Origin of the sequence: Alteromonas marina (assembly GCF_000808575.1) — a bacterium.
Taxonomy (GTDB): Bacteria; Pseudomonadota; Gammaproteobacteria; order Enterobacterales; family Alteromonadaceae; genus Alteromonas; species Alteromonas marina_A.
In genome coordinates this window covers 87,514-109,067 of record NZ_JWLW01000002.1, presented here as the reverse complement: position 1 = coordinate 109,067, position 21,554 = coordinate 87,514, and the positions used below count along the sequence as shown (strand labels likewise).

Here is a 21,554-nt window from a genome sequence, read left to right as displayed (position 1 = left end):
TTAAACAAAAAGGGAAACACACATGAACTCTCCAGCTAAATTCAGCCGTATTGCGGCTGCTGTTGCGCTGTCCATCGGGTTGTCTACCGCTGTAATGGCGCAAGAAACGTCTTCAGCAATTAAAGGTAGCCTAGTTGGTCCAGCAGGAGCTCCAGCAGCAGGAACTACAGTTATTATTACCCACGTCCCCACTGGCGCTAGAAAAACCGTTCAAGTTAACAGTGCAGGACAATTTAGCTCTCAAGGTCTACGCGTAGGTGGTCCTTATACTGTTGAATTTGATTCAGATAAGTTTGATGATAAAGTCATAAGTGATGTTTATCTGCAACTAGGTGAGCCTTTAGTTATTAATTTAGCGCTAACTGCCGAAGCTGACGTTGAAAGAATTCAAGTTACAGCTTCTCAAATGGGTTACGACGTATTCGGCCAAAAAAGTCCTGCGTCAACATTCAACCTAGAAGATCTTGAGTCTGCTCCCTCTGCAAACCGTGACTTAAAAGATATTGTTCGTGTAGACCCTCGTATTAGCATTTCAGAAAGCGACGGTGAAGAAGCGATCATCTGTGGTGGTGGTAACCCACGTTTCAGTGCATTAACTGTCGATGGTGTTCGTATGAACGACAGCTTCGGTTTGAACCAAAATGGTTACCCGACTGTTAGAATGCCATTCTCTTTCGATGCAATTGACCAAGTAACCGTTGAGCTTGCTCCGTTTGATGTACAGTATGGTGGTTTTACCGCGTGTAACATCAACGCAGTTACAAAATCGGGGACAAATGAAGTTCACGGTAGTGCTTTCTATGACTACACCAGTGATTCATTCATGGGTGATAAAGTTGAAGATACAGACGTTGATACAGGCGACTTTACTGAAAAGCGCTATGGTGTAAATGTTGGACTCCCACTAATAAAAGATGAACTTTTCTTCTTTGGTGCTTATGAAAAACTTGAAGGCGCTCAAATCTTCTCTTATGGTCCGCTAGGTAACCAAGTATCTCAAGAAGATATTGATCGTATTCGTGAAATTGCATCACGTGTTTACGACTACGATATCGGCGGTACGCCTGGCTCAATGCCTGTGGAAGACGAGAAAGTACTTGTTAAGCTTGATTGGAACATTAACGACGCTCACCGCGCATCACTAGTTTATAACTACAATGATGGCTTCAGAATCGACCAATCTGATGACTACTCGACAGCTCTATCTTTAGATAGCCATTTCTATGAAGTTGGTGCAAAGCTTAATTCAACAGTTGCTTCATTGTACTCAGACTGGACAGACGATTTCTCTACTGAGGTTCGCTTAGGTCGTATAAAGCTTACAAATCGTCAAAGTTCACTAGATGCTGATAGTGGCTTTGGTGAAATTCGCATCGACAGAGTAAACGGTGCAGACGTCTTTTTCGGTCCAGATGACTCTCGTCAATCTAACGAAATGGATTGGAATAGCACAACTGCCAAGTTCGCTGGTACGTACTACCTAGATAATCATACAATTACATTTGGTTATGAGTATGAAGAGCTAGAAGCATTTAACTTGTTCATGCAACATACCATTGGTGAATACCGTTTCGAAACTATTGATGATTTCGAAGCTGGTTTGGCTGACGACATTTACTACAACAACTCTGCTGGCACAAATGATCCTCAGGACGCAGCGCAACGATTCTCTTATGAAACGAACACGCTTTATGTTCAAGACGAGTGGGTCCTTGATGACCTAACTTTGTTGTTCGGTCTTCGTTATGACAAATACAGCAGTGATGACAAGCCTAAGCGCAATGAAGTGTTTGCTCAACGCTATGGTTATGACAACACTTCAACATTCGATGGAATTGATTTATTGCAGCCTCGCTTTGGCTTCAACTATACATTGAATGACAACATGGAAGTACGTGGTGGTGTCGGCCTATACTCTGGTGGTAACCCTAACGTTTGGCTATCAAACTCATTCTCTAACGACGGTATTACAAATATTGATACTTATCGCAGTGATTTTGAGTTGTTCGATGAGAACGGTAACACGGTTCCACTGGTTAATGGTGGTCGCCTAATTTACTCACCACTTCAAGAGATGTTTGATGAAGTTGCTGATGCAGATCCATCTTTGGGTAATGAGCCTTCAACGAATGCCGTAGACCCTGATTTTGAGATTCCTAGCGAATGGAAGTTCAATCTTGGTTTCACTTGGGTAACAGACAGCGATTATGTATTCCAAGCAGATATTCTTCACAACAAGAAGCAAGATAGTGCACAAATCATAAATGTTGGTTGGGACACAGAAAACGTTACTTTTGCAGCTGACGGTCGACCTATCTACGACTATATCCAAGTTGGAACTGATGGCGACGGCGACGCTGTTTTCCGTAACTTCCGTAAGAGTGACTTAGTACTTACCAATGCTCGTGAAGATGGCAAGTCGACCACTATCTCTTTTGCTGTTCAAAAAGAATATGACTTTGGTTTAGATGCTTCATTCGGTTACGCATACAACCGCTCTGAAGACGTGACACCAATGGCAAGTTCAGTAGCGTTCTCGAACTTTACTAATTTTGCTTCATCAGATCCGTTAAACCCTGGTATCGCAACTTCGAACTACGAAGTGCCACATCGCTTTACGTTTAACTTGCGTTATTCGACTGAAATTGTTGACGGTTACAAAACAAGCTTCTCGCTATTCGGATCTCGCCAGCAAGGTCGTCCATTCTCGTACACCTTTGACGGTATCACAATCGGCGACGCGCAGTTTAGAACAAACAATGCACTTCTTTACATCCCAGAAGTTGACGATCCAAACGTGACGTATGCAGAAGGCTTCGACTTAGGTGCATTCAACTCATTCATCGATGAAGGTGGTTTTGCTCGCGGCGAAATCCTTGAGCGTAACTCTGAAAATGCTGAATGGTATTCTCGAGTTGACTTCCGTATTGACCAGCAACTTCCTGGTTTCATGAAAGGTCATCGCGCAAGTGCATACTTCATTCTTAAGAACGTTGGTAACTTCTTAAATGATGATTGGGGCGTTCGTAAAATTGGTCCATTCGTTTCAGCTCCTGTACTTGATGCATCGCTAAATAGCGATGGTACATATACGTACAACGAGTTCTTTGAAGGTAATACTAATCAAAATGGATTCTTTAATGAGCAATCATTATGGCAAATCCGAGTTGGTGTTAAGTACAGCTTCTAATCCAATGGTGTGAACCAATTGTAGTGTTAGGTGCCACTTTCCTTAATCGGGGGTGGCACTTTTTTATGCCTAAAATTCAATAACTCCGCTTTTCAATTTATTAAGATTTTCCCAAAAACTGATCTAACGCTTCTCTTTATGCGAACCAACTTGCACGAGATTTAAATAACCAAGCAAGGAGGAATAATGTCCAAACATGTATTAATGGTAATGACATCACATGAGCTAATGGGCGATACGGGCAAGAAAACCGGTATGTGGCTAGAGGAGTTTGCCGCACCTTACTATGCGTTTAAAGATGCAGGCTACACCTTAACGCTAACTTCGCCTATGGGGGGACAGGTGCCTATTGACCCCAACAGTTTGACGGATGACGCCATGACAGATGACGCTATCCGGTACACAAAAGATGAGGTAGCGCGTAGCGCCGTTGCCTCAACTATACCGCTTGAAGATGTACGCGCAGATGAGTTCGACGCCATATTCTATCCAGGTGGTCATGGTCCTTTGTGGGATCTGTCAGATAACGCTCACTCAATCAAACTTATTGAAGACACAATTGCGGCAAACAAACCTGTTGGTGCCGTGTGTCATGCGCCAATTGTGCTTAAAGATGTGAAAACTCCAGATGGCAAGTACTTGGTGGACGGAAAAGCTGTGACAGGCTTCTCCAATAGCGAAGAAGCAGCAATGGAGCTTACCGATGTTGTTCCATACCTAGTTGAAGACGAGCTAGTGAAAAAGGGCGGTAAATATGAAAGTGCAGACGATTTCGCCGTAAAAGTGTGTACTGATGGTTTACTGGTGACAGGACAGAACCCACCGTCATCACGCCCAACTGCAGATGCGCTTATCAAATTACTGTCTTAAGGAAGCATTCGCTTAGGAGCTAGTTGGAAACCGCATCATGTATGCGGTTTCTTGTTTTCGGTTACCGAGTTCTTGACGAACTACCTAGACATTTTCGAATAAATCTTCAACGCGTTGCCTTAGCTCTTCAATTCTTGTTACATCCGCTGGCGCGATGAAAATAGTGTCGTCACCTGCAATGGTGCCCAAAACCCCGTCCTTTTTACTCAATGAGTCAAGCAAGCGCGCAATAAGCTGCGCAGCACCAGGGCTGGTTCTTATGATTACCATTACATTGTTGTGAACGATATCCAGTACCAGCTGTTTAAGAGGGCTTTTAGCCGTAGGCATACCTAGCTCTGGAGGCAAGCAATACACCATATCACCTCGGGCATTTCGCGTGCGTACCGCGCCGAATTTGCTTAGCATTCTAGAGATTTTAGATTGGCTGATGTTGTCGAAACCTTGTGCTTTTAAAGCATCAACAATCTCGCCTTGCGAACCATAACTTTCTGCTTTAAGAATTTCTTTAAAAGCTTTGATGAGTTGCTCTTGTTTTGCGTTTGCCATTAGCGCTCTTTTCTTTTTAAGGATTATCGTTAGGAATTATATTTAGTATGCGTATATTGTGCCGTACAGGTAGACTTTGCGCAATTTCTTTGCATAATCATTCATGATAATGAATATCGAGATAAAATCGCCATAAATAACGTTAATAAGACGATCCGGTGATTGAGTTTTCCCCCGCGTTGCATTAGTGTGACGTTCCGTTTAAATACGTGAAGTAATCCCATAGGAGAAATGGTATGAAAGTAGCCGTGTTAGGTGCTGCCGGTGGTATTGGTCAGGCGCTGTCTTTGTTGTTGAAAACACAATTGCCAGCAGGTTCAGATTTAGCGCTTTACGACGTAGCGCCAGTTGTTCCTGGTGTTGCCGTTGATTTGAGCCACATCCCCACTGCGGTAAAAGTAACCGGTCACGGTAAAGATGACCTAGCTGATGCACTAACTGGAGCAGACGTTGTTCTAATTCCAGCGGGTATGCCTCGTAAGCCAGGTATGGATCGTTCTGATCTGTTCAACATCAACGCCGGCATTGTTAAAAACCTAATCGAAGGTGTAGCTGATAACTGCCCGAACGCGTGTGTTGGTATCATCACTAACCCAGTTAACACTACTGTTGCTATTGCAGCTGAAACGCTAAAAGCAAAAGGCGTTTACGACAAGAACAAGCTTTTCGGTGTAACGACACTAGACGTTATCCGTGCTGAAACCTTTGTTGCTGAACTTAAAGGTGTAGACGTATCTTCTGTGCACGTACCGGTAATCGGCGGTCACTCTGGTACAACTATCCTTCCTCTACTTTCACAAGTTGAAGGCGTAGAGTTCACAGACGAAGAAGTTGCTAGCCTAACTACTCGTATCCAAAACGCGGGTACTGAAGTGGTTGAAGCTAAAGCGGGCGGCGGTTCTGCAACCCTATCAATGGGTCAAGCAGCGGCACGTTTCTGTCTATCTCTTGTTGCAGCAATGCAAGGCGAGAACGTTGTTGAGTACACTTATGTACAAACTGACGACAGCGACGACGCAGCATTCTTTGCACACCCTGTACGTCTTGGCGCAAACGGTGTTGAAGAAATCTTGCCATACGGCGAGCTAAGCGCATTCGAAGAAAAAGCGAAAAACGACATGCTTGAAGGCCTACGTGGCGACATCAAGCTAGGCGTAGACTTCGTAAACGGCTAATCGGTGAGTGTCATTGGCGGGCCTTTGAACGTAGGCACGCCGTGAATACTTCCCTGTAGGCTTCGCCACCGCATCCATGCGGTGGAGAGCCTACTTATCAAAGCCCCGCCAACTCCAAACGCCCCAATAGCCTAATCACTTAAGTTTTTTGAAAAGAGCAGTCTGTTACGACCTTACGTATCCAGCCTTTTTTGTTGCGTCTTTGTAGGCTTTGCCACGGCATCCTTGGCACAGGAGAGCCTACTTATCAAAGCCCCGTCAACTCCGAGCGCCCTAATAGCCTAATCACTTAAGTTTTTTAGAAAAGAGCAGTCTGTTACTACGGCTGAGATGGCTCTATTCGGTGCAGTGTTATTTTACTTAGCGCCATTGGATAGCCCTTGTGAACTGCATAGGTGTATCCAGAAATTCTGTAGTCAGTTTCAACGAACAGGATTATCTTCGATGCGAACGTTGTATGTGACCCATCAATCTCGATGATTCGCTCATCTATACTTATCTCGTCGGCAGAAAATAGTGATTGTAGTTCACTAAACGCCTTTTCCCCTTTTCTGTAAACGCGAAGAGAACCAGGTTCGTTTTCGTTTAATTCTAGCAATGCAAGCTCTGGCCTTTCTAAATAGTGCATCACACCAATCCATGTACCAAAGGGAGGGGGAGTATCACGCTGTTCTGCATCAAGTATTATCTGTTTACGGTTTTCGACAAACTTACGTGGTGTTGATTTTGCGTCTTGCCTTATAAGTTGATACGTTTCAGAAATATAATGCTCTTCACCTCTATAGCTCGACTCCAGTACATTGAGACCTGTATCCAGATAAGGCGACACAGTGATTGCGCGCGTCACGTCGCCTTCAATGACTGTTTTAATAGTGCATCTATTCTCTACACAACTAATGTCGTCATTAGTGAATGGAGTGCGGCGAACTCTTTTTAAGCCCCCAGCGATAGCTACTTCATAAAAGTGGTGTTCGCCACTTTCATTTATTTGAAGTAGACGGAAAGTCATATCATCTTCACTAATGCCTTCCCATAATCCAGTAGGTAGTTCCAGTGTACCGGCGATGGAGTGGCTATTGATCGAGAACAGCGCAACGAATAATAACAGTAGAGATATACGCATTTTTATTCCTTTAAAATATGATAGAAGCCGCGTGATTAATAATATGCGTATTTGGTATTACTAACTAGTGAAATTAAAACTTCTGTACTAAATTCGGACTGGTATAAGCACAAAAAAGCCCGCTACGTACCCCGCAGCGGGCTTTTATTTTTCATAAATTTAGCGAGTTAACCTGTGTTACGCATCCCAATTGCAATACCTGCAATGGTTACCATCATGGCGCGTTCTAGGCTGGTGTTCTGTGCATCGTCACCGGCTTTACGGATACGATCTAGAAGCTCAATTTGCAGGTAATGAAGTGGCTGAAGGTATCCTGCACGGATCTCCATCGACTCTTTACCCTGCGGGTCGTTCTTCATAATGTCGTCATCGCCTGTGATAGCCAAGAGTGACGAGATGCTTTCTTTAAGCTCGCTACGTAATGCTTCACCAAAGTGTTTAAGCTCTTTTGGTACCAAGCGCTCGTCATAAGCTTCGCTAATACGTGGGTCAGCTTTATGGAACACCATGTCTAGCATAGAAAGACGTGAACGGTAGAATGGCCATTCGCTGAACATCTCGTTAACGACTTTCTCATTCTCAGGGGTCTTCACGCTATCAATAGCACGCATAACGCCTAGCCAGCTTGGCAGTACCAAACGGGTTTGTGCCCAAGCAAATATCCATGGAATCGCACGTAGGCTCTCAATACCGCCTTGAGGCTTACGCTTCGCAGGTCGGCTACCTAGTGGGAGTTTGCCTAATTCTTGCTCTGGCGTTGCTACACGGAAGTAAGGTACGAATTCTTTATCGTGACGCACGGTTGCACGGTAGTTGTCGCGACCTTGGGCTGCCATTGCAGTTATAAGCTCTCGCCACTCTTCTTTTGGTGCCGGAGGCGGGAATAACATGGCTTCAATTATAGCGCTAGCGTAAATACCCAAGCTGCGTTTAGCCAGCTTAGGCATACCGAATTTATAGCGAATAGTTTCGCCTTGTTCTGTTACGCGGAAACCGCCTTCTAGTGAGCCAGGAGGTTGTGAGTAAATAGCCGCGTGTGCTGGCAATCCACCGCGGCCAATTGTACCGCCACGTCCGTGGAATAGGGTCAGGCTTACGTCAAACTCATCAGCAATGGCAACCAATGCTTCTTGCGACTGATACTGTGCCCAGCCAGCAGCCAATGCACCAGCGTCTTTCGCTGAATCAGAGTAACCGATCATAACGAATTGACGGCCCTTCACGTAACCGCGATACCAGTCGATAGACAACAATTTACGCATTACGTCAGGTGAGTTGTTCAAATCGTCTAGCGTTTCGAACAATGGTGCCACTGGCATAGGCCAATCTACACCACTTTCTTGAAGTAGAAGCTGTACGGCCATGACATCTGACGGCTCACTGGCCATAGAGATGATATAAATACCAAAGCCGTGCTTGCTGTGCTTCGCAATTACTTTACAGGTATCAAGCACTTCTTTCACGTCGTCAGACGCGTCCCATTGCGCAGGGAAAAGCGGGCGTTTTGAGCCAAGCTCGCGTAATAAGAAAGCTTGCTTGTCGGCTTCGCTCCACTGAGCATAATCACCAAGACCAAGATAGCGAGTGAGTTCGCTAAAGACGTCTGCGTGACGCTCAGAGTCCTGACGTACATCAAGGCGCAGAAGGTGAATACCGAATACTCGAGCACGGCGAATAGTGTCTAGTAACAGTCCGTTTGCCACGACCTGCATACCGCAGTCTAACAATGACTGGTAGCAAAGCATTAACGGCTCGATTAGCTCATCGTCGCTTTCTATCCAGTTTGAAGTATCTGGGTTCTTACCTGCTAAGTAGTCGCTAATGCCATCGCGGGTTGCGATGAACTTGTCAACGAGTGGACGAAGAAGGGCGCGGTATGGCTCGTTGGCGTCGCCGACTTTTTCGCGTAACGCGTCGTTGCAGTCGTACATTGAAAGCTCAACTTGTAAGCGATCAAGATCAATAGCGAAAAGTTTGGCTGCACGCTTTCTGGCAAGTAAGAGTACTTGCTCAGTCACTTTTGACGTTACAAATGGGTTACCGTCTCTGTCGCCGCCCATCCAAGAACTAAATTGAACAGGAGAAGCATCTAGCGGCAGTGAAACCTCATAATCTTCATTTAAACGGCCGTCAAGCTCGCGCATGAAATCAGGTACCGCTTCCCACAATGAGTTTTCAATAACCGAGAAGCCCCAGCGCGCCTCATCAACAGGTGTAGGGCGTACAGAACGAATTTCTTCAGTGTGCCAAGCCTGTGCAATAAGGTCGGCAATGCGGGTTTCAATTTTTTTACGCTCAACGTCATTAAGCGATTCTTGGTGAATGGCCTGAAGGCAGTTCGCCAATTCTTTATGTTTGTGGATAAGTGTACGGCGCGTAACTTCAGTAGGGTGCGCGGTCAGTACAAGATCGATGTTCAGTTTTGCAACCGCATCCTGCACTTTTTCAGCTGTTAATTCAGCTTTATCTAGGTGTTTGAACAGTGCATCTATCGATGCATCAACATTCATTGCCGCATTGTATTCTTGCTCAGCAATGTTGCCCAAATTCAAGAATTGTGCGAATGCACGGCCAACAGTAAGCAAATCGCTGTCAGACATTGTTTTGAAAGTTTCTTTCAGTTCTTCGCTACAGGTAGCGTCGCCCTGATAAGAAGCTCGGCCGCCTTTACGAATCTTTTCAATACGGTCTAGCCACTCTTGACCCAATTGATTTTTGATTGTTTCACCAAGGGTCTTACCTAGGTATCGAACGGTATCTTTCAGTTCAGCATCGTAGTGTGTTTGCATGCTATCCTCCTAAATATATGGCCTTAACCATACTGTGTCCTTTGCGACTTGTCTAACCACTTTCGGTTATAATTTACAACATTTTGATACTTTTGCACCCCAGTTAACATTGCTCAAAGCAAGATATTTTGTGGTGTGATACACTCTTGCACCGGAAAATGCAGAAACATTCTCGCGACATGCGTTTTGTTTGAAATTTGTACTGCATTTGTAATTTAATTTCAGGAGTTCTTGTGACTGATACATTCAATACAGTAGAAACCCAAGCAAGTTACGGCATTGGTTTTCAAATGGGTCAACAATTACAATCAAATCCGTTTGACGGACTAGCGATTGACGCTGTTGTAGCTGGCCTAAAAGACGCCTTCGCAGGTCAAGCGCCTCAGGTTGATAACGACACACTACGTGATGCGTTTGGCGAAATTCACAAGCGTATGCAAGCGGCTAAAGAAGAAGCGAGCAAAGCGGTTATTGAAGAAGGCACAAAGTACCTTGAAGAAAATGCGAAGCGTGACGAAGTAACCGTTACTGAATCTGGTCTTCAGTACGAAGTTATCACTGAAGGTGACGGTGAAACGCCAGTTGCGGCTAGCACTGTACGTGTTCACTACCACGGTACACTTATCAACGGTACCACTTTTGACAGCTCTTACGAGCGCGGCCAGCCAGCTGAATTCCCAGTAGGCGGCGTTATTAAAGGTTGGACTGAAGCACTTCAACTTATGAAAGTAGGTGCTAAGTACCGTTTATACGTGCCACATGATCTTGCTTACGGTGAGCAAGGTGCGGGCGCAGCTATTGCACCATACAGCACGCTTATCTTTGACGTAGAGCTTCTAGACGTTCTAGGTTAATGTGTTGTTCACAGGTGTGCAGTTCTGTACACCTGTGTTCCATCTTTTCTTATTCATAGTTCATAACGTTTTAAAAACTAGCCCGCACTTCGTTAAATTTAGCGATATGGCCTAATGTTTCTTTCTCCTATCTGTTTTCTTCTCTCTCTTTTCTCGTAAATACATAGTAAAACTAAATTTGGCACGTTGTTTCATTGGTGTCGCCTTGCGTTTGCGATATGCTAGGTTTCATCTGCTCCGAGTTGTTATCAGTGGCTTCGGCATTACAATAGCCCCACGCTCAAATAAGGAAAATTATTATGGTTATCAAGCCTAAAGTGAGAGGCTTCATTTGTACAAACGCGCACCCTGTTGGCTGTGCAACGGCGGTTGACGAACAAATTGCTTATGTAGAAGCAAAAGGCGACTTAGGCGAAGGCCCAAAAAATGTTTTGGTAATTGGTAGCTCAACGGGATACGGCTTAGCATCACGCATTACTTCTGCGTTCGGCTATGGCGCTAAAACGCTGGGTGTGTGTTTTGAAAAAGCACCAACGGAACGCAAAACGGGTACTGCCGGTTGGTACAACACCGCTGCATTCCACGAAAAAGCCAAAGCAAAAGGCTTGTATGCAGAAACTATTAATGGCGATGCGTTTTCTGATGAAATCAAAAATGAAACCATCGAAAAAATCAAAGCTGAAATGGGCAAGGTTGATTTGGTTATTTATAGCCTTGCATCCCCGCGTAGAACCGACCCAGAAACAGGCGTGACGTATAAATCTACGCTTAAGCCTGTAGGGCAGGCGTACACTACGAAAACCTACGATACTGATAAAGACAAAGTGCATGAAGTATCGCTAGAGCCAGCCAACGACGAAGAAATCCTTAACACCATCAAAGTGATGGGCGGTGAAGATTGGGAACGCTGGATGGACTTTTTGCGTGAAGCCGATGTGCTTGCTGAGGGCTGTAAAACTACCGCATATACCTATATCGGTAAAGAACTAACATGGCCTATTTATGGTCAGGCGACGATTGGTAAAGCGAAAGAAGACCTAGATCGCGCTGCCGCAGCCATTATTGGTAAAAACAGTGATTTGCTTGTGCAAGCCAATGTGAGCTCGTTGAAAGCACTAGTAACGCAGGCAAGCTCAGCCATTCCTGTAATGCCTCTGTATATTTCACTTATTTACAAAGTGATGAAAGAGGAAGGCACCCACGAAGGGTGCATTGAGCAGATTCACGGCTTGTTCACACAGTGCCTGTTCGGCAATACACCAACGTTAGATGAAGCAAATCGCTATCGCATGGATGGAAAAGAGACTAACGATGCAACACAGGCAAAAATTAAGGCGCTTTGGGATCAAGTGACACAAGAGAACTTTCATGACTTAAGTGACTACAAAGGTTACAACCATGAGTTCTTAAAACTGTTCGGTTTCGACATTTCAAGCGTTGATTACGACAGTGAAGTTGACCCAATGGTTAATTGGTAAAACCTAAACTTACCATTAATTAACCTAATGCTTATATGCGCAAAAGCCGTCTGATTTGACGGCTTTTTTGTACCTGATTACAAGTTGATACGGCGTATGGATTCGCAAAATGTAAATGAATAAGACCAAAGGTTTACATTAAATTGTAGAAAAATTTGCCTTTATCTTGAAATAGCGTGGCACAAACGTATGGGTTAATGCTAAAATCCCGAAATTAAGTAGGGGTCTTTTCTGCCTCTACCAAAACGGCAGTGGCGATTGCAGCAACACAACAATAATAATAAGTGTGAATTTCTGCTGGTGGTCTATAAAGAAAGGGCGAGTAAGCGTCCGCAAAAAGGAATTATGCGTTACGGCTTCATAACAGGCTGACCGTAGCAATTGCAGCAAGTTCCATCAATCAACAACGAAAAGGTGTTCTACACCTGTTAATAGTGCGCTTTTGCATGCTGACAGGCAGGTTTTCTGCGGTCATGCAAAAGGGTATTTCTATTAGAGTAGTGCGATTACATATGATAAAAATCAAGAAAGGTCTCGACCTCCCAATTGAGGGAGCGCCAAAGCAGGAGATTGCTGATGCATCTGCTGCAACGCGCGTTGCCATTCTGGGAGAAGAATATGTGGGTATGCGCCCTACCATGCACGTCCAAGTTGGCGATGTAGTGAAGAAAGGTCAGGTTCTTTTTGAAGATAAAAAGAATCCTGGCGTTAAATTCACTGCCCCAGCAGCGGGTGAAGTGGTAGAGGTTAACCGTGGTGCAAAACGTGTTCTTCAGTCTGTAGTTATCAAAGTGAACGGCAGCGATGCTGTGACATTTGATAAAATTGCAGCTGACCAGATCGCGAGCGCAACACGCGAGCAGCTTCAGTCAATCCTTGTAGAGTCAGGCATGTGGACAGCGTTCCGTACACGTCCATTTAGCAAATCTCCTAAGCTAGACTCTGTTCCAAGTTCAATTTTCGTTACAGCAATGGATACCAATCCACTAGCAGCAGATCCTGCAGTGATTATTGCTGAGCGCCAAGACGATTTCGTAAATGGTCTTAAAGCAATAACGCAATTGAGCGGTGGCAAGACTTACGTTTGTAAAGCGGCAGGTGCTTCTGTTGCTACTGGCGATGCGGCAGTTGATGTTGAAGAATTTGGCGGTCCTCACCCTGCGGGCCTACCGGGTACTCACATCCACTTCCTTGATTCTGCTGGCATGAACAAAACGGTTTGGCACATCAACTACCAAGACGTAATGGCTATTGGTGCGTTGCTGACCTCTGGCGAGCTAGATAACCGTCGTGTTATTTCACTTGCAGGTCCTGCTGCAACCAACCCACGCCTAGTGCGCACTGTAATTGGCGCAGACTTGACCGAGCTTACTGCTAACGAGCAAGTAGACGGTGAAGTACGTGTTATCTCTGGTTCTGTACTTAACGGTACGACAGCGATGGGCGTTCACGGTTTCCTTGGCCGTTTCCACACCCAAGTTTCACTACTAAAAGAAGGTCGCGAGAAAAAGCTATTTGGCTGGATCACTCCAGGTTCAGATAAGCACTCAGTGACTCGTGCTTACTTAGGTCACCTAAGTGGCAGCAAGAAATTTGATATGACAACAACTACCAATGGTTCTGAACGTTCTATGGTTCCAATTGGTAATTACGAACGCGTTATGCCCCTAGATATCATTCCTACGCTTCTGCTTAGGGACCTGATTTCTGGTGATACTGACGGTGCTCAGACGTTGGGTTGCTTAGAGCTGGACGAAGAAGATTTGGCATTGTGTACTTATGTATGCCCTGGCAAATACAACTACGCTCCTATCTTACGCGACTGTTTGACCACGATAGAGAAAGAGGGTTAAGTCATGGGTTTAAAAGCGTATTTAGAAAAAATCGAACCAAACTTCGAACCAGGTGGTAAGCATGAAAAGTGGTATGCGCTTTACGAAGCTGCGGCGACCATTTTCTACACCCCAGGTAAAGTAAACAAAGCTAACACGCACGTGCGTGACAGCATTGACCTTAAGCGCATCATGATCATGGTATGGATGGCAACATTCCCAGCTATGTTCTTTGGTATGTATAACATTGGTTTCCAAGCGCAAGAAGCTATTGCTGCTGGCGCAGGAACACTACCTGATACGTGGCAAGCAGGCCTATTCGCTGCCCTTGGCGGTGACTTGGCAAATGCGGGTACACTAGGTCTATTCTTCTATGGCGCATGTTTCTGGCTGCCAATCTACGCGGTTACGTTCGCGGTAGGTGGTTTCTGGGAAGTATTGTTCGCGTCTGTGCGCAAGCACGAAGTTAACGAAGGTTTCTTCGTTACATCGGTACTGTTTGCACTAACACTTCCAGCTACTATTCCTCTATGGCAAGTTGCACTAGGTATTACCTTCGGTGTTGTAATTGCTAAAGAAGTATTCGGTGGTACAGGTCGTAACTTCCTTAACCCAGCATTGTCTGGTCGTGCATTCCTTTACTTTGCGTATCCTGCACAAATTTCAGGTGACCAAGTATGGGTAGCGGCAGATGGCTATTCTGGTGCAACGTCTCTAAGCCAAGCGGCTTCTGGCAACCTTGATTACGCGAACATGGATCAGTGGATGAACAGCTTCATCGGTACTATTTCAGGTTCAGCGGGTGAGGTGTCCACCCTTGCTATTATTCTTGGTGGCTTGTTCATCATGTACATGCGTATAGCAAGCTGGCGCATTGTTGCTGGTGTAGCAGTTGGTGTGGCGTTCTTCGCAACTTTGCTAAACCTAATCGGCAGCGATACTAACCCTATGTTTGCAATGCCTGCTCATTGGCACTTTGTTGTTGGTGGTCTTGCTTTTGGTATGTTCTTTATGGCGACAGACCCAGTTTCTGCGTCGTTCACAAACCAAGGTAAGTGGGCTTACGGTATCTTCATTGGTTTCATGACGGTACTAATCCGCGTCCTAAACCCAGCCTTCCCTGAAGGTGTAATGCTAGCAATTCTATTTGCTAACTTGTGGGCGCCACTGTTCGACTATTTCGTCGCACAAAGCAATATCAAGCGGAGGGTAGCACGTGTCGGCTAAGAAAGAATCTTTAGGCAAAACGGTAGGTATTGTTGTTGCCGTATGTTTAGTTTGTTCAATTGTTGTTTCTGGCGCGGCTGTTGGCCTTCGCTCTCTACAACAAACAAACGCAGCTCTAGATAAAAAGAGCAACATTCTTAATGCTGCAGGCCTTTATGAAATGGGCATGAGCAATAGCGCAATTGAAAGCACGTACAGCGAGCGAGTAGAGCAGCGTTATGTAAATCTTGACGAAGGTACTTTCGTAGAAGCGCCTAAGCCAGATTACGATATGTATAAAGCAGCCAAAGAAACTGAGTACAGCACTAAGGTAACTAACAGCAATGTTGGTTTTCAACGCCGCCCTAACGTGGCAAGTGTTTACTTAGTTCGCGACGACGCAGGTGATGTATCTCGTATCATCCTTCCTGTGCACGGCAGCGGCCTTTGGGATCTTATGTACGGTTTCTTAGCGGTAGACGCAGACGGCCAAACGGTTCGCGAGCTTATTTACTATCAGCAAAAAGAAACGCCAGGACTAGGTGGTGAAGTGCAAAACCCTGCTTGGCAGGACAAATGGGACGGCAAAGAGCTTTACGAAAATGGCGAAGTTGCTATTCGCGTAGTGAAAAATGCTAACCCTAGCAATCCTCACACTATCGATGCGCTTTCAGGTGCAACCCTAACCAGCAACGGTGTTGAAAACACTATTCGTTACTGGGTAGGCGAGCAAGGCTTCGGCCAGTTCCTGAAGAACCAAGCATGGCGTTCATAAGGGAAGTCTCATGGCAGATACTAAAGAAATGAAAAAGGCCCTCTTTGGGCCAATCCTGGACAACAACCCGATCGCCCTACAGGTATTGGGTATCTGTTCAGCACTGGCAATTACTACTAAGCTGGAAACAGCATTGGTAATGTCGCTTGCGCTTACAAGCGTTGTAGCGTTCTCAAACTTGTTTATTTCACTAATTCGTAACCAGATCCCATCTAGCGTTCGAATTATTATCCAGATGACCATCATTGCATCGTTGGTAATCGTTGTTGACCAAATTCTGAAAGCGTATTCGTATGAAATATCGAAGCAGCTGTCGGTATTCGTTGGTCTGATTATTACTAACTGTATCGTAATGGGTCGTGCTGAAGCTTACGCCATGAAGAGCCCACCTCTGATGAGCTTCCTTGATGGTATTGGTAACGGCTTGGGTTACTCTTTCATTCTAATTGTTATTGGTACAATTAAAGAGCTATTTGGTTTCGGTACTATTTTAGGTTTCGAAATCCTTCCACTGGTTCAAAACGGTGGCTGGTATCAGGGTAACGGTTTGTTAATCCTACCATTCAGCTCATTCTTCTTAATCGGCGGTATGATTTGGTTTATCCGTACTATCCGTCCAGAGCAAGTAGAGCCTAAGGAGTAAGTCATGGAACATTATTTGTCGTTATTTGTTCGCTCAATTTTCGTTGAGAACATGGCGTTATCACTTTTCTTGGGTATGTGTACATTCCTAGCGGTATCTAAGAAAGTTAAAACTGCTATGGGTCTTGGTGTTGCAGTTATCGTGGTACTAGGTATCTCTGTACCCGTTAACCAAGTTATTTATGTAAACATTCTTGCTCCAGGCGCACTAGCATGGGCAGGTTTCCCAGAAGCTGACCTAAGCTTCCTTAACTTCCTAACGTTTATCGGTGTTATCGCGGCGTTGGTACAGATTCTAGAGATGAGCTTAGACAAGTTCTTCCCTGCGCTTTACAACGCATTAGGAATCTTCCTTCCGCTAATTACCGTTAACTGTGCAATCTTCGGTGGTGTGGCGTTCGCGGTACAGCGTGAATACAACTTCACTGAAAGTATCGTATACGGCGTAGGTAGTGGTATGGGCTGGGCACTAGCAATTGTATTGCTAGCGGCAGTGCGTGAAAAGCTGAAGTATGCTGACATGCCTGATGGTGTTCGTGGTCTTGGTTCTGTATTCATGATCGCTGGCCTAATGGCACTTGGCTTCCAGTCATTCACTGGTATTCAGCTGTAATAGAGCTCGGGAGCATATAAATGAATAATGTAGAAATATATCTAGGCGTAGGCATGTTCATTGCCATCGTTCTAGCGTTGGTATTTATTATCATGTTTGCCAAGTCTAAATTGGTGCCAAGTGGTGATGTTACTATCACTATCAATGGTGACCCAGATAAGGCAATCAAAACTGCACCGGGTGGCAAACTTCTTGGTGCACTAGCTGACGCAGGTTACTTCGTATCGTCTGCGTGTGGTGGCGGTGGCTCATGTGGCCAGTGTCGTGTAGATGTACACTCAGGTGGTGGTGAAATCCTTCCAACTGAACTAGACCACATCACAAAAGGTGAAGCACGCGAAGGCTGCCGTCTTTCATGTCAGGTTGCTATTAAGCAAGACATGGAAATCGAGCTAGAAGAGTCGGTATTTGGTGTTAAGAAGTGGGATTGTGAAGTTATCTCTAACGATAACAAAGCAACCTTCATCAAAGAACTGAAGCTTAAAATTCCTAACGGTGAAAGCGTACCTTTCCGTGCAGGTGGCTACATTCAGATTGAAGCGCCAGCGCACCACGTTAAGTACAAAGAGTTCGATATTCCTGAAGAATACCGCGGTGACTGGGAGCGTTTTGGCTTCTTCGACATCGAGTCTAAAGTAGACGAAGAGACTATTCGTGCTTACTCAATGGCGAACTACCCAGAAGAAGAAGGCATTATTATGTTGAACGTGCGTATTGCTACGCCGCCACCTAATAACCTAAGCCTACCTGCGGGTAAAATGTCATCGTATATTTGGAGCCTGAAAGAAGGTGACAAAGCGACTATCTCTGGTCCATTCGGTGAATTCTTCGCGAAAGAAACTGACAACGAAATGGTATTCGTAGGTGGTGGTGCTGGTATGGCCCCAATGCGTTCACACATCTTCGATCAGCTTCGTCGCCTTAAGTCTAAGCGTAAGATGAGCTTCTGGTACGGTGCACGTTCACTTCGTGAAATGTTCTATACAGAAGACTTCGACGAGCTAGCAGCAGAAAACGATAACTTTGAGTGGCACGTAGCACTTTCTGATCCTCAGCCAGAGGACAACTGGGAAGGTTACACAGGGTTCATTCACCAAGTACTTCTTGAGAACTACTTGAAAGATCACCCTGCACCAGAAGACTGTGAGTTCTACATGTGTGGACCACCTATGATGAACGCGGCCGTAATCAACATGCTTAAAGATTTAGGTGTTGAGGACGAAAACATCATGCTAGATGACTTCGGTGGCTAAGCTACTCGCTTAAAAACTCAAGCATATTAAAAGGGGCGTAAGCCCCTTTTTCGTTGAAGCAAAACGCATAATGCACATAATACCCGTTTCGTTTTGTGCATATTAGCTAAGGACAACATCGTGATTCGATTTGCTATTCGAATATTCCTCGCCTTTGTTGCGGTAGGTATTCTACTTCTCGCAAGCTGTAGCGACGAAAAAACGCCTGTAGTGCACCTTCAAGGGCAAACAATGGGCACAACCTACAATATAAAATATCTTGTAGCAGAAGCGCCGGTGGAAGGCTTACAAGCTGAAATAGACGCCCGTCTTGTTGAGGTAAACAAGATGATGTCTACTTACGACCCAACGTCAGAACTATCAAGGTTTAATCAATATCGCTATACCGACAACTTTGCTGTGTCGCCTGATACCCTAACCGTGGTAAATGAGGCATTACGCTTGGCTAACCTTAGTGGCGGAGTACTTGATGTTACCGTTGGCCCATTGGTTAATTTGTGGGGGTTTGGCCCAACTAAACGCCCTGAAAAAGTACCAAGCCAGACAGACATCGACGATATTCGCGAATATGTGGGTTATAAGAAGCTGTCAACCACGCCTACAGGATTAAAGAAAAGTCACCCAATGCTTTATGTCGACTTGTCGACTATTGCTAAAGGCTTTGGCGTCGATGAAGTGGCAGAGATCCTTGAAAAGCATGGCATTGAAAACTACCTTGTAGAAATAGGCGGTGAAATGCGCGTGAAAGGGGAACGCGGCGACGGCAGTGAGTGGCTGATTGCCATTGAAAAGCCAGTTACCACTGAACGCGCTGTTCAAAAAGTTGTCTCAATAGGGGAAAATGCGGTTGCTACATCGGGTGACTACCGCAACTATTACGAAGAAGACGGCGTTCGTTATTCGCACTTAATCGACCCCACAACGGGCAAACCTATCTCACATAACCTGGTTTCGGTTACTGTTGTTCATCCTTCTTCAATGACGTCAGATGGTTTGGCTACGGCGTTCAATGTAATGGGATGGGAACAAGCGATAGCGGTTGCTGAGCAAGAACAACTCGCTGTATTCCTCATTCGTCGCACAGAAGACGGATTTGAAGAGTATGCATCGCCAGAATTTGATAAACTGGTCACAGTTCATAATTAGGGGGTAGCAATGTCTACATTCATTCTTGCTTTTGGTTTCTTTCTCACAATGGTACTGGCTATGGCCGTAGGCTACCTTTTTCAGAAAAAATCAATTTCTGGAAGCTGTGGTGGCTTAGGTGCACTAGGCATAGAAAAAGCCTGTGACTGTCCAGAACCGTGTGACCGTAAAAAGTCACGAATGGAAAAAGAAGAAGCCCGCCAGAAAAAACTAAACGAGTGGAAGCAGAACCAAATTTTGTAATGCTTAACCCACCGTTGGTTTAAGGTTTAAAAGCGCTGTTTGATACTAATCGACAGCGCTTTTTTTGTGGGCATATCTATTACGTTCTTTAATATTGAGATCTATTGACGTTGTTTCGATAAATTCGCTCACACTGTGACATTGGTTGAAATGTAGCTAGCCGAGCCATCAATTTTTTGGGAGATCACAACGAAATAGTGTAATTCGGCACTAATAATAATATACTGTCTTTTTATACAGTTTTGCGTAAGCACGTAAAGAACAAAGGCACGTAATGCGAAAAATTATCCACGTCGACATGGATTGTTTTTACGCCGCAGTTGAAATGCGCGACAACCCAGCCTTGCGCGATATTCCCATTGCGATAGGCGGCAGTGCCGACCGTCGAGGGGTTATTTCTACCTGTAACTATCCCGCCCGAAAATTTGGTGTGCGCTCAGCTATGGCTACAGCGTATGCTTTAAAGCTATGCCCAAACTTGACCCTCGTAAAAGGGCGCATGGATGTGTACGCTGCCGAGTCGCAAAAAATACGTAAGATATTTGCTGATTATACCGACCTCATTGAGCCTTTATCATTAGATGAAGCCTACCTAGATGTGACTAACAGTGAATTTTGCGGTGGCAGCGCCACGTTAATTGCTGAAGAAATACGTGAACGCATTAAAAATGAACTTGGGCTTACAGCTTCAGCAGGTGTTGCGCCTTGTAAGTTTGTGGCAAAAGTGGCGAGCGATGAAAATAAGCCCGATGGAATTTGTGTTATTACTCCTGATAAGCTCGATGAGTTTGTACGCGAAATGCCACTAAAGAAAATACCGGGCGTAGGCAAAGTCACCATGCAAAAGCTTCAGCGTATGGGGCTTAATACCTGCGACGATGTTCGCCAATACCCTTTTGAGCGCATTCAAAAAGAGCTGGGTAAATTTGGCAGTGTGCTGTGGGAGCGAGCTCACGGTATTGATGAACGTGAACTATCGGTATCTCGTGAACGCAAGTCTATTGGTGTGGAGCGTACGTTAAGCGAAGACATCCACACCTTCGAGCAGTGCATTGACTTCTTGCCACATTTATTTGAAAAGCTTCAAGAGCGAATGGAAAATCACAAGAAGCGAACGGGTAAGCCTGTACGTATTCGCACGCAGGGCGTTAAGCTTAAGTTTAACGACTTCCAACTAACTACGGTAGAGCACCGCTGTGCCACGCTTGATGAAGCGTATTTTCGCACGTTAATGCAGGAAGCCTTCGAACGAGCAACAGGGCGGGGTATTCGTCTTGTTGGCGTTCATATAGGTCTTGCTGCCGATCAATCAACACAGCAATTGGTGTTACCTTTTGAACCGATTTAGCCAATAAGCTCACTTGTTAAGTACTAACATGAGTAGCCTCAATCTAACCACTTGTTATACTTAACGCACTGATACTATGCGATAGACTGACAGTTTTGTATTACCCGATTAAAGGCCAATCCCACAGAGTTTAGTTTCTAAGACCATTTAATCTTTGGCAAATGAAAGCGGTTGGCTAACCCTTACTATTTTTTCCCACTTTAATGAAGGACGTTATGGACTCGAAAGAACTTAAAACCCCTGGTCGCTACAAACATTACAAAGGTAATTTATACGATGTATACGAAGTGGCGACGCATTCAGAAGATGAAAGTAAGCTAGTGGTATACCGCCCATGCTACGGCGAAAAAGCGCTTTGGGTTCGTCCCCTAGATATGTTTGTTGAGTCGGTTGAAAAAGACGGAGAAACACTCACCCGTTTTGCTTATGTTGGCAATATTCCCGATGATGAAAAAATGATCTAATTGT

Annotated in this window: 18 protein-coding genes; 15 read left to right on the top strand and 3 right to left on the bottom strand. The window is 45.0% G+C overall.

Going from position 1 to position 21,554, the window contains the following annotated elements; translation table 11 throughout:
- The first annotated feature begins 22 nt into the window (after window positions 1-22).
- Both RJ41_RS01385 and RJ41_RS01380 read left to right on the top strand, forming a co-directional pair.
- Entirely contained in the window at window positions 23-3,190 is a 3,168-nt protein-coding gene (locus tag RJ41_RS01385) for a TonB-dependent receptor (protein ID WP_039216392.1), read from the top strand.
- A 186-nt stretch (window positions 3,191-3,376) separates the two neighbouring features.
- On the top strand, window positions 3,377-4,060 hold the full coding sequence (locus RJ41_RS01380) for a type 1 glutamine amidotransferase domain-containing protein (protein ID WP_039216391.1): 684 nt from the start codon (window positions 3,377-3,379) through the stop codon (window positions 4,058-4,060).
- Window positions 4,061-4,144: 84 nt separating this feature from the next.
- Here the strand turns inward: RJ41_RS01380 and argR are convergent, their stop codons facing one another.
- Complete coding sequence (gene argR / locus RJ41_RS01375) at window positions 4,145-4,609, bottom strand: transcriptional regulator ArgR (protein ID WP_025253953.1); 465 nt, start codon at window positions 4,607-4,609, stop codon at window positions 4,145-4,147.
- 236 nt (window positions 4,610-4,845) lie between these two features.
- Here argR and mdh point away from each other — a divergent pair, with 236 nt between their 5' ends.
- The gene (gene mdh, locus RJ41_RS01370) at window positions 4,846-5,784 is read left to right on the top strand and encodes a malate dehydrogenase (RefSeq protein ID WP_014950802.1); all 939 of its coding nucleotides are present in this window, start codon (window positions 4,846-4,848) and stop codon (window positions 5,782-5,784) included.
- Window positions 5,785-6,103: 319 nt separating this feature from the next.
- Here mdh and RJ41_RS01365 read toward each other — a convergent pair whose 3' ends face one another.
- Together RJ41_RS01365 and ppc are read right to left on the bottom strand one after the other, a co-directional pair.
- Window positions 6,104-6,907, bottom strand: a complete 804-nt coding sequence (locus RJ41_RS01365; protein ID WP_039216390.1) for a hypothetical protein — start codon at window positions 6,905-6,907, stop codon at window positions 6,104-6,106.
- 167 nt (window positions 6,908-7,074) lie between these two features.
- Entirely contained in the window at window positions 7,075-9,696 is a 2,622-nt protein-coding gene (ppc, locus tag RJ41_RS01360) for a phosphoenolpyruvate carboxylase (protein WP_039216389.1), read from the bottom strand.
- Between the two features lie 233 nt (window positions 9,697-9,929).
- Here ppc and RJ41_RS01355 point away from each other — a divergent pair, with 233 nt between their 5' ends.
- The 12 genes from RJ41_RS01355 to RJ41_RS01300 all read left to right on the top strand — a co-directional run bounded on the left by RJ41_RS01355 (window position 9,930) and on the right by RJ41_RS01300 (window position 21,550).
- Complete coding sequence (locus RJ41_RS01355) at window positions 9,930-10,550, top strand: BamJ family beta-barrel-assembly machinery protein (RefSeq protein WP_039216388.1); 621 nt, start codon at window positions 9,930-9,932, stop codon at window positions 10,548-10,550.
- Window positions 10,551-10,849: 299 nt separating this feature from the next.
- On the top strand, window positions 10,850-12,028 hold the full coding sequence (gene fabV / locus RJ41_RS01350) for an enoyl-ACP reductase FabV (protein ID WP_014950799.1): 1,179 nt from the start codon (window positions 10,850-10,852) through the stop codon (window positions 12,026-12,028).
- Between the two features lie 512 nt (window positions 12,029-12,540).
- Window positions 12,541-13,881 (top strand): Na(+)-translocating NADH-quinone reductase subunit A, encoded by a 1,341-nt coding sequence (locus tag RJ41_RS01345; protein ID WP_039216430.1) that lies wholly within the window; start codon window positions 12,541-12,543, stop codon window positions 13,879-13,881.
- Window positions 13,882-13,884: 3 nt separating this feature from the next.
- The gene (locus RJ41_RS01340) at window positions 13,885-15,087 is read left to right on the top strand and encodes an NADH:ubiquinone reductase (Na(+)-transporting) subunit B (RefSeq protein WP_039216387.1); all 1,203 of its coding nucleotides are present in this window, start codon (window positions 13,885-13,887) and stop codon (window positions 15,085-15,087) included.
- On the top strand, window positions 15,077-15,841 hold the full coding sequence (locus tag RJ41_RS01335) for a Na(+)-translocating NADH-quinone reductase subunit C (RefSeq protein ID WP_014977464.1): 765 nt from the start codon (window positions 15,077-15,079) through the stop codon (window positions 15,839-15,841). The genes RJ41_RS01340 and RJ41_RS01335 overlap by 11 nt, the downstream gene beginning before the upstream one ends.
- Window positions 15,842-15,851: 10 nt before the next feature.
- Window positions 15,852-16,484 (top strand): NADH:ubiquinone reductase (Na(+)-transporting) subunit D, encoded by a 633-nt coding sequence (locus tag RJ41_RS01330; protein WP_014950795.1) that lies wholly within the window; start codon window positions 15,852-15,854, stop codon window positions 16,482-16,484.
- A gap of 3 nt (window positions 16,485-16,487) precedes the next feature.
- A complete protein-coding gene (gene nqrE, locus RJ41_RS01325; RefSeq protein ID WP_014950794.1) occupies window positions 16,488-17,096 on the top strand; it encodes an NADH:ubiquinone reductase (Na(+)-transporting) subunit E in 609 nt (202 codons plus the stop codon).
- A 20-nt stretch (window positions 17,097-17,116) separates the two neighbouring features.
- Window positions 17,117-18,349, top strand: a complete 1,233-nt coding sequence (gene nqrF / locus RJ41_RS01320) for an NADH:ubiquinone reductase (Na(+)-transporting) subunit F (protein WP_039216386.1) — start codon at window positions 17,117-17,119, stop codon at window positions 18,347-18,349.
- 120 nt (window positions 18,350-18,469) lie between these two features.
- Window positions 18,470-19,495, top strand: a complete 1,026-nt coding sequence (locus RJ41_RS01315) for an FAD:protein FMN transferase (RefSeq protein ID WP_039216385.1) — start codon at window positions 18,470-18,472, stop codon at window positions 19,493-19,495.
- A gap of 9 nt (window positions 19,496-19,504) precedes the next feature.
- Window positions 19,505-19,738: a (Na+)-NQR maturation NqrM gene (nqrM, locus tag RJ41_RS01310; protein WP_014950791.1), complete on the top strand. Its 234-nt coding sequence runs from the start codon at window positions 19,505-19,507 to the stop codon at window positions 19,736-19,738.
- A gap of 274 nt (window positions 19,739-20,012) precedes the next feature.
- Complete coding sequence (gene dinB, locus RJ41_RS01305; protein WP_014950790.1) at window positions 20,013-21,086, top strand: DNA polymerase IV; 1,074 nt, start codon at window positions 20,013-20,015, stop codon at window positions 21,084-21,086.
- A 215-nt stretch (window positions 21,087-21,301) separates the two neighbouring features.
- Window positions 21,302-21,550, top strand: a complete 249-nt coding sequence (locus tag RJ41_RS01300) for a DUF1653 domain-containing protein (protein ID WP_039216429.1) — start codon at window positions 21,302-21,304, stop codon at window positions 21,548-21,550.
- Window positions 21,551-21,554: the final 4 nt, after the last annotated feature.

What these genes read in the sequence shown, in the direction of transcription:
- RJ41_RS01385 (WP_039216392.1), top strand. Translation starts at nt 23, where the DNA reads ATGAACTCTCCAGCTAAATTCAGCCGTATTGCGGCTGCTGTTGCGCTG.
- RJ41_RS01380 (WP_039216391.1), top strand. Translation starts at nt 3,377, where the DNA reads ATGTCCAAACATGTATTAATGGTAATGACATCACATGAGCTAATGGGC.
- argR (WP_025253953.1), bottom strand. Translation starts at nt 4,609, where the DNA reads ATGGCAAACGCAAAACAAGAGCAACTCATCAAAGCTTTTAAAGAAATT.
- mdh (WP_014950802.1), top strand. Translation starts at nt 4,846, where the DNA reads ATGAAAGTAGCCGTGTTAGGTGCTGCCGGTGGTATTGGTCAGGCGCTG.
- RJ41_RS01365 (WP_039216390.1), bottom strand. Translation starts at nt 6,907, where the DNA reads ATGCGTATATCTCTACTGTTATTATTCGTTGCGCTGTTCTCGATCAAT.
- ppc (WP_039216389.1), bottom strand. Translation starts at nt 9,696, where the DNA reads ATGCAAACACACTACGATGCTGAACTGAAAGATACCGTTCGATACCTA.
- fabV (WP_014950799.1), top strand. Translation starts at nt 10,850, where the DNA reads ATGGTTATCAAGCCTAAAGTGAGAGGCTTCATTTGTACAAACGCGCAC.
- RJ41_RS01345 (WP_039216430.1), top strand. Translation starts at nt 12,541, where the DNA reads ATGATAAAAATCAAGAAAGGTCTCGACCTCCCAATTGAGGGAGCGCCA.
- RJ41_RS01340 (WP_039216387.1), top strand. Translation starts at nt 13,885, where the DNA reads ATGGGTTTAAAAGCGTATTTAGAAAAAATCGAACCAAACTTCGAACCA.
- RJ41_RS01330 (WP_014950795.1), top strand. Translation starts at nt 15,852, where the DNA reads ATGGCAGATACTAAAGAAATGAAAAAGGCCCTCTTTGGGCCAATCCTG.
- nqrE (WP_014950794.1), top strand. Translation starts at nt 16,488, where the DNA reads ATGGAACATTATTTGTCGTTATTTGTTCGCTCAATTTTCGTTGAGAAC.
- nqrF (WP_039216386.1), top strand. Translation starts at nt 17,117, where the DNA reads ATGAATAATGTAGAAATATATCTAGGCGTAGGCATGTTCATTGCCATC.
- nqrM (WP_014950791.1), top strand. Translation starts at nt 19,505, where the DNA reads ATGTCTACATTCATTCTTGCTTTTGGTTTCTTTCTCACAATGGTACTG.
- dinB (WP_014950790.1), top strand. Translation starts at nt 20,013, where the DNA reads ATGCGAAAAATTATCCACGTCGACATGGATTGTTTTTACGCCGCAGTT.
- RJ41_RS01300 (WP_039216429.1), top strand. Translation starts at nt 21,302, where the DNA reads ATGGACTCGAAAGAACTTAAAACCCCTGGTCGCTACAAACATTACAAA.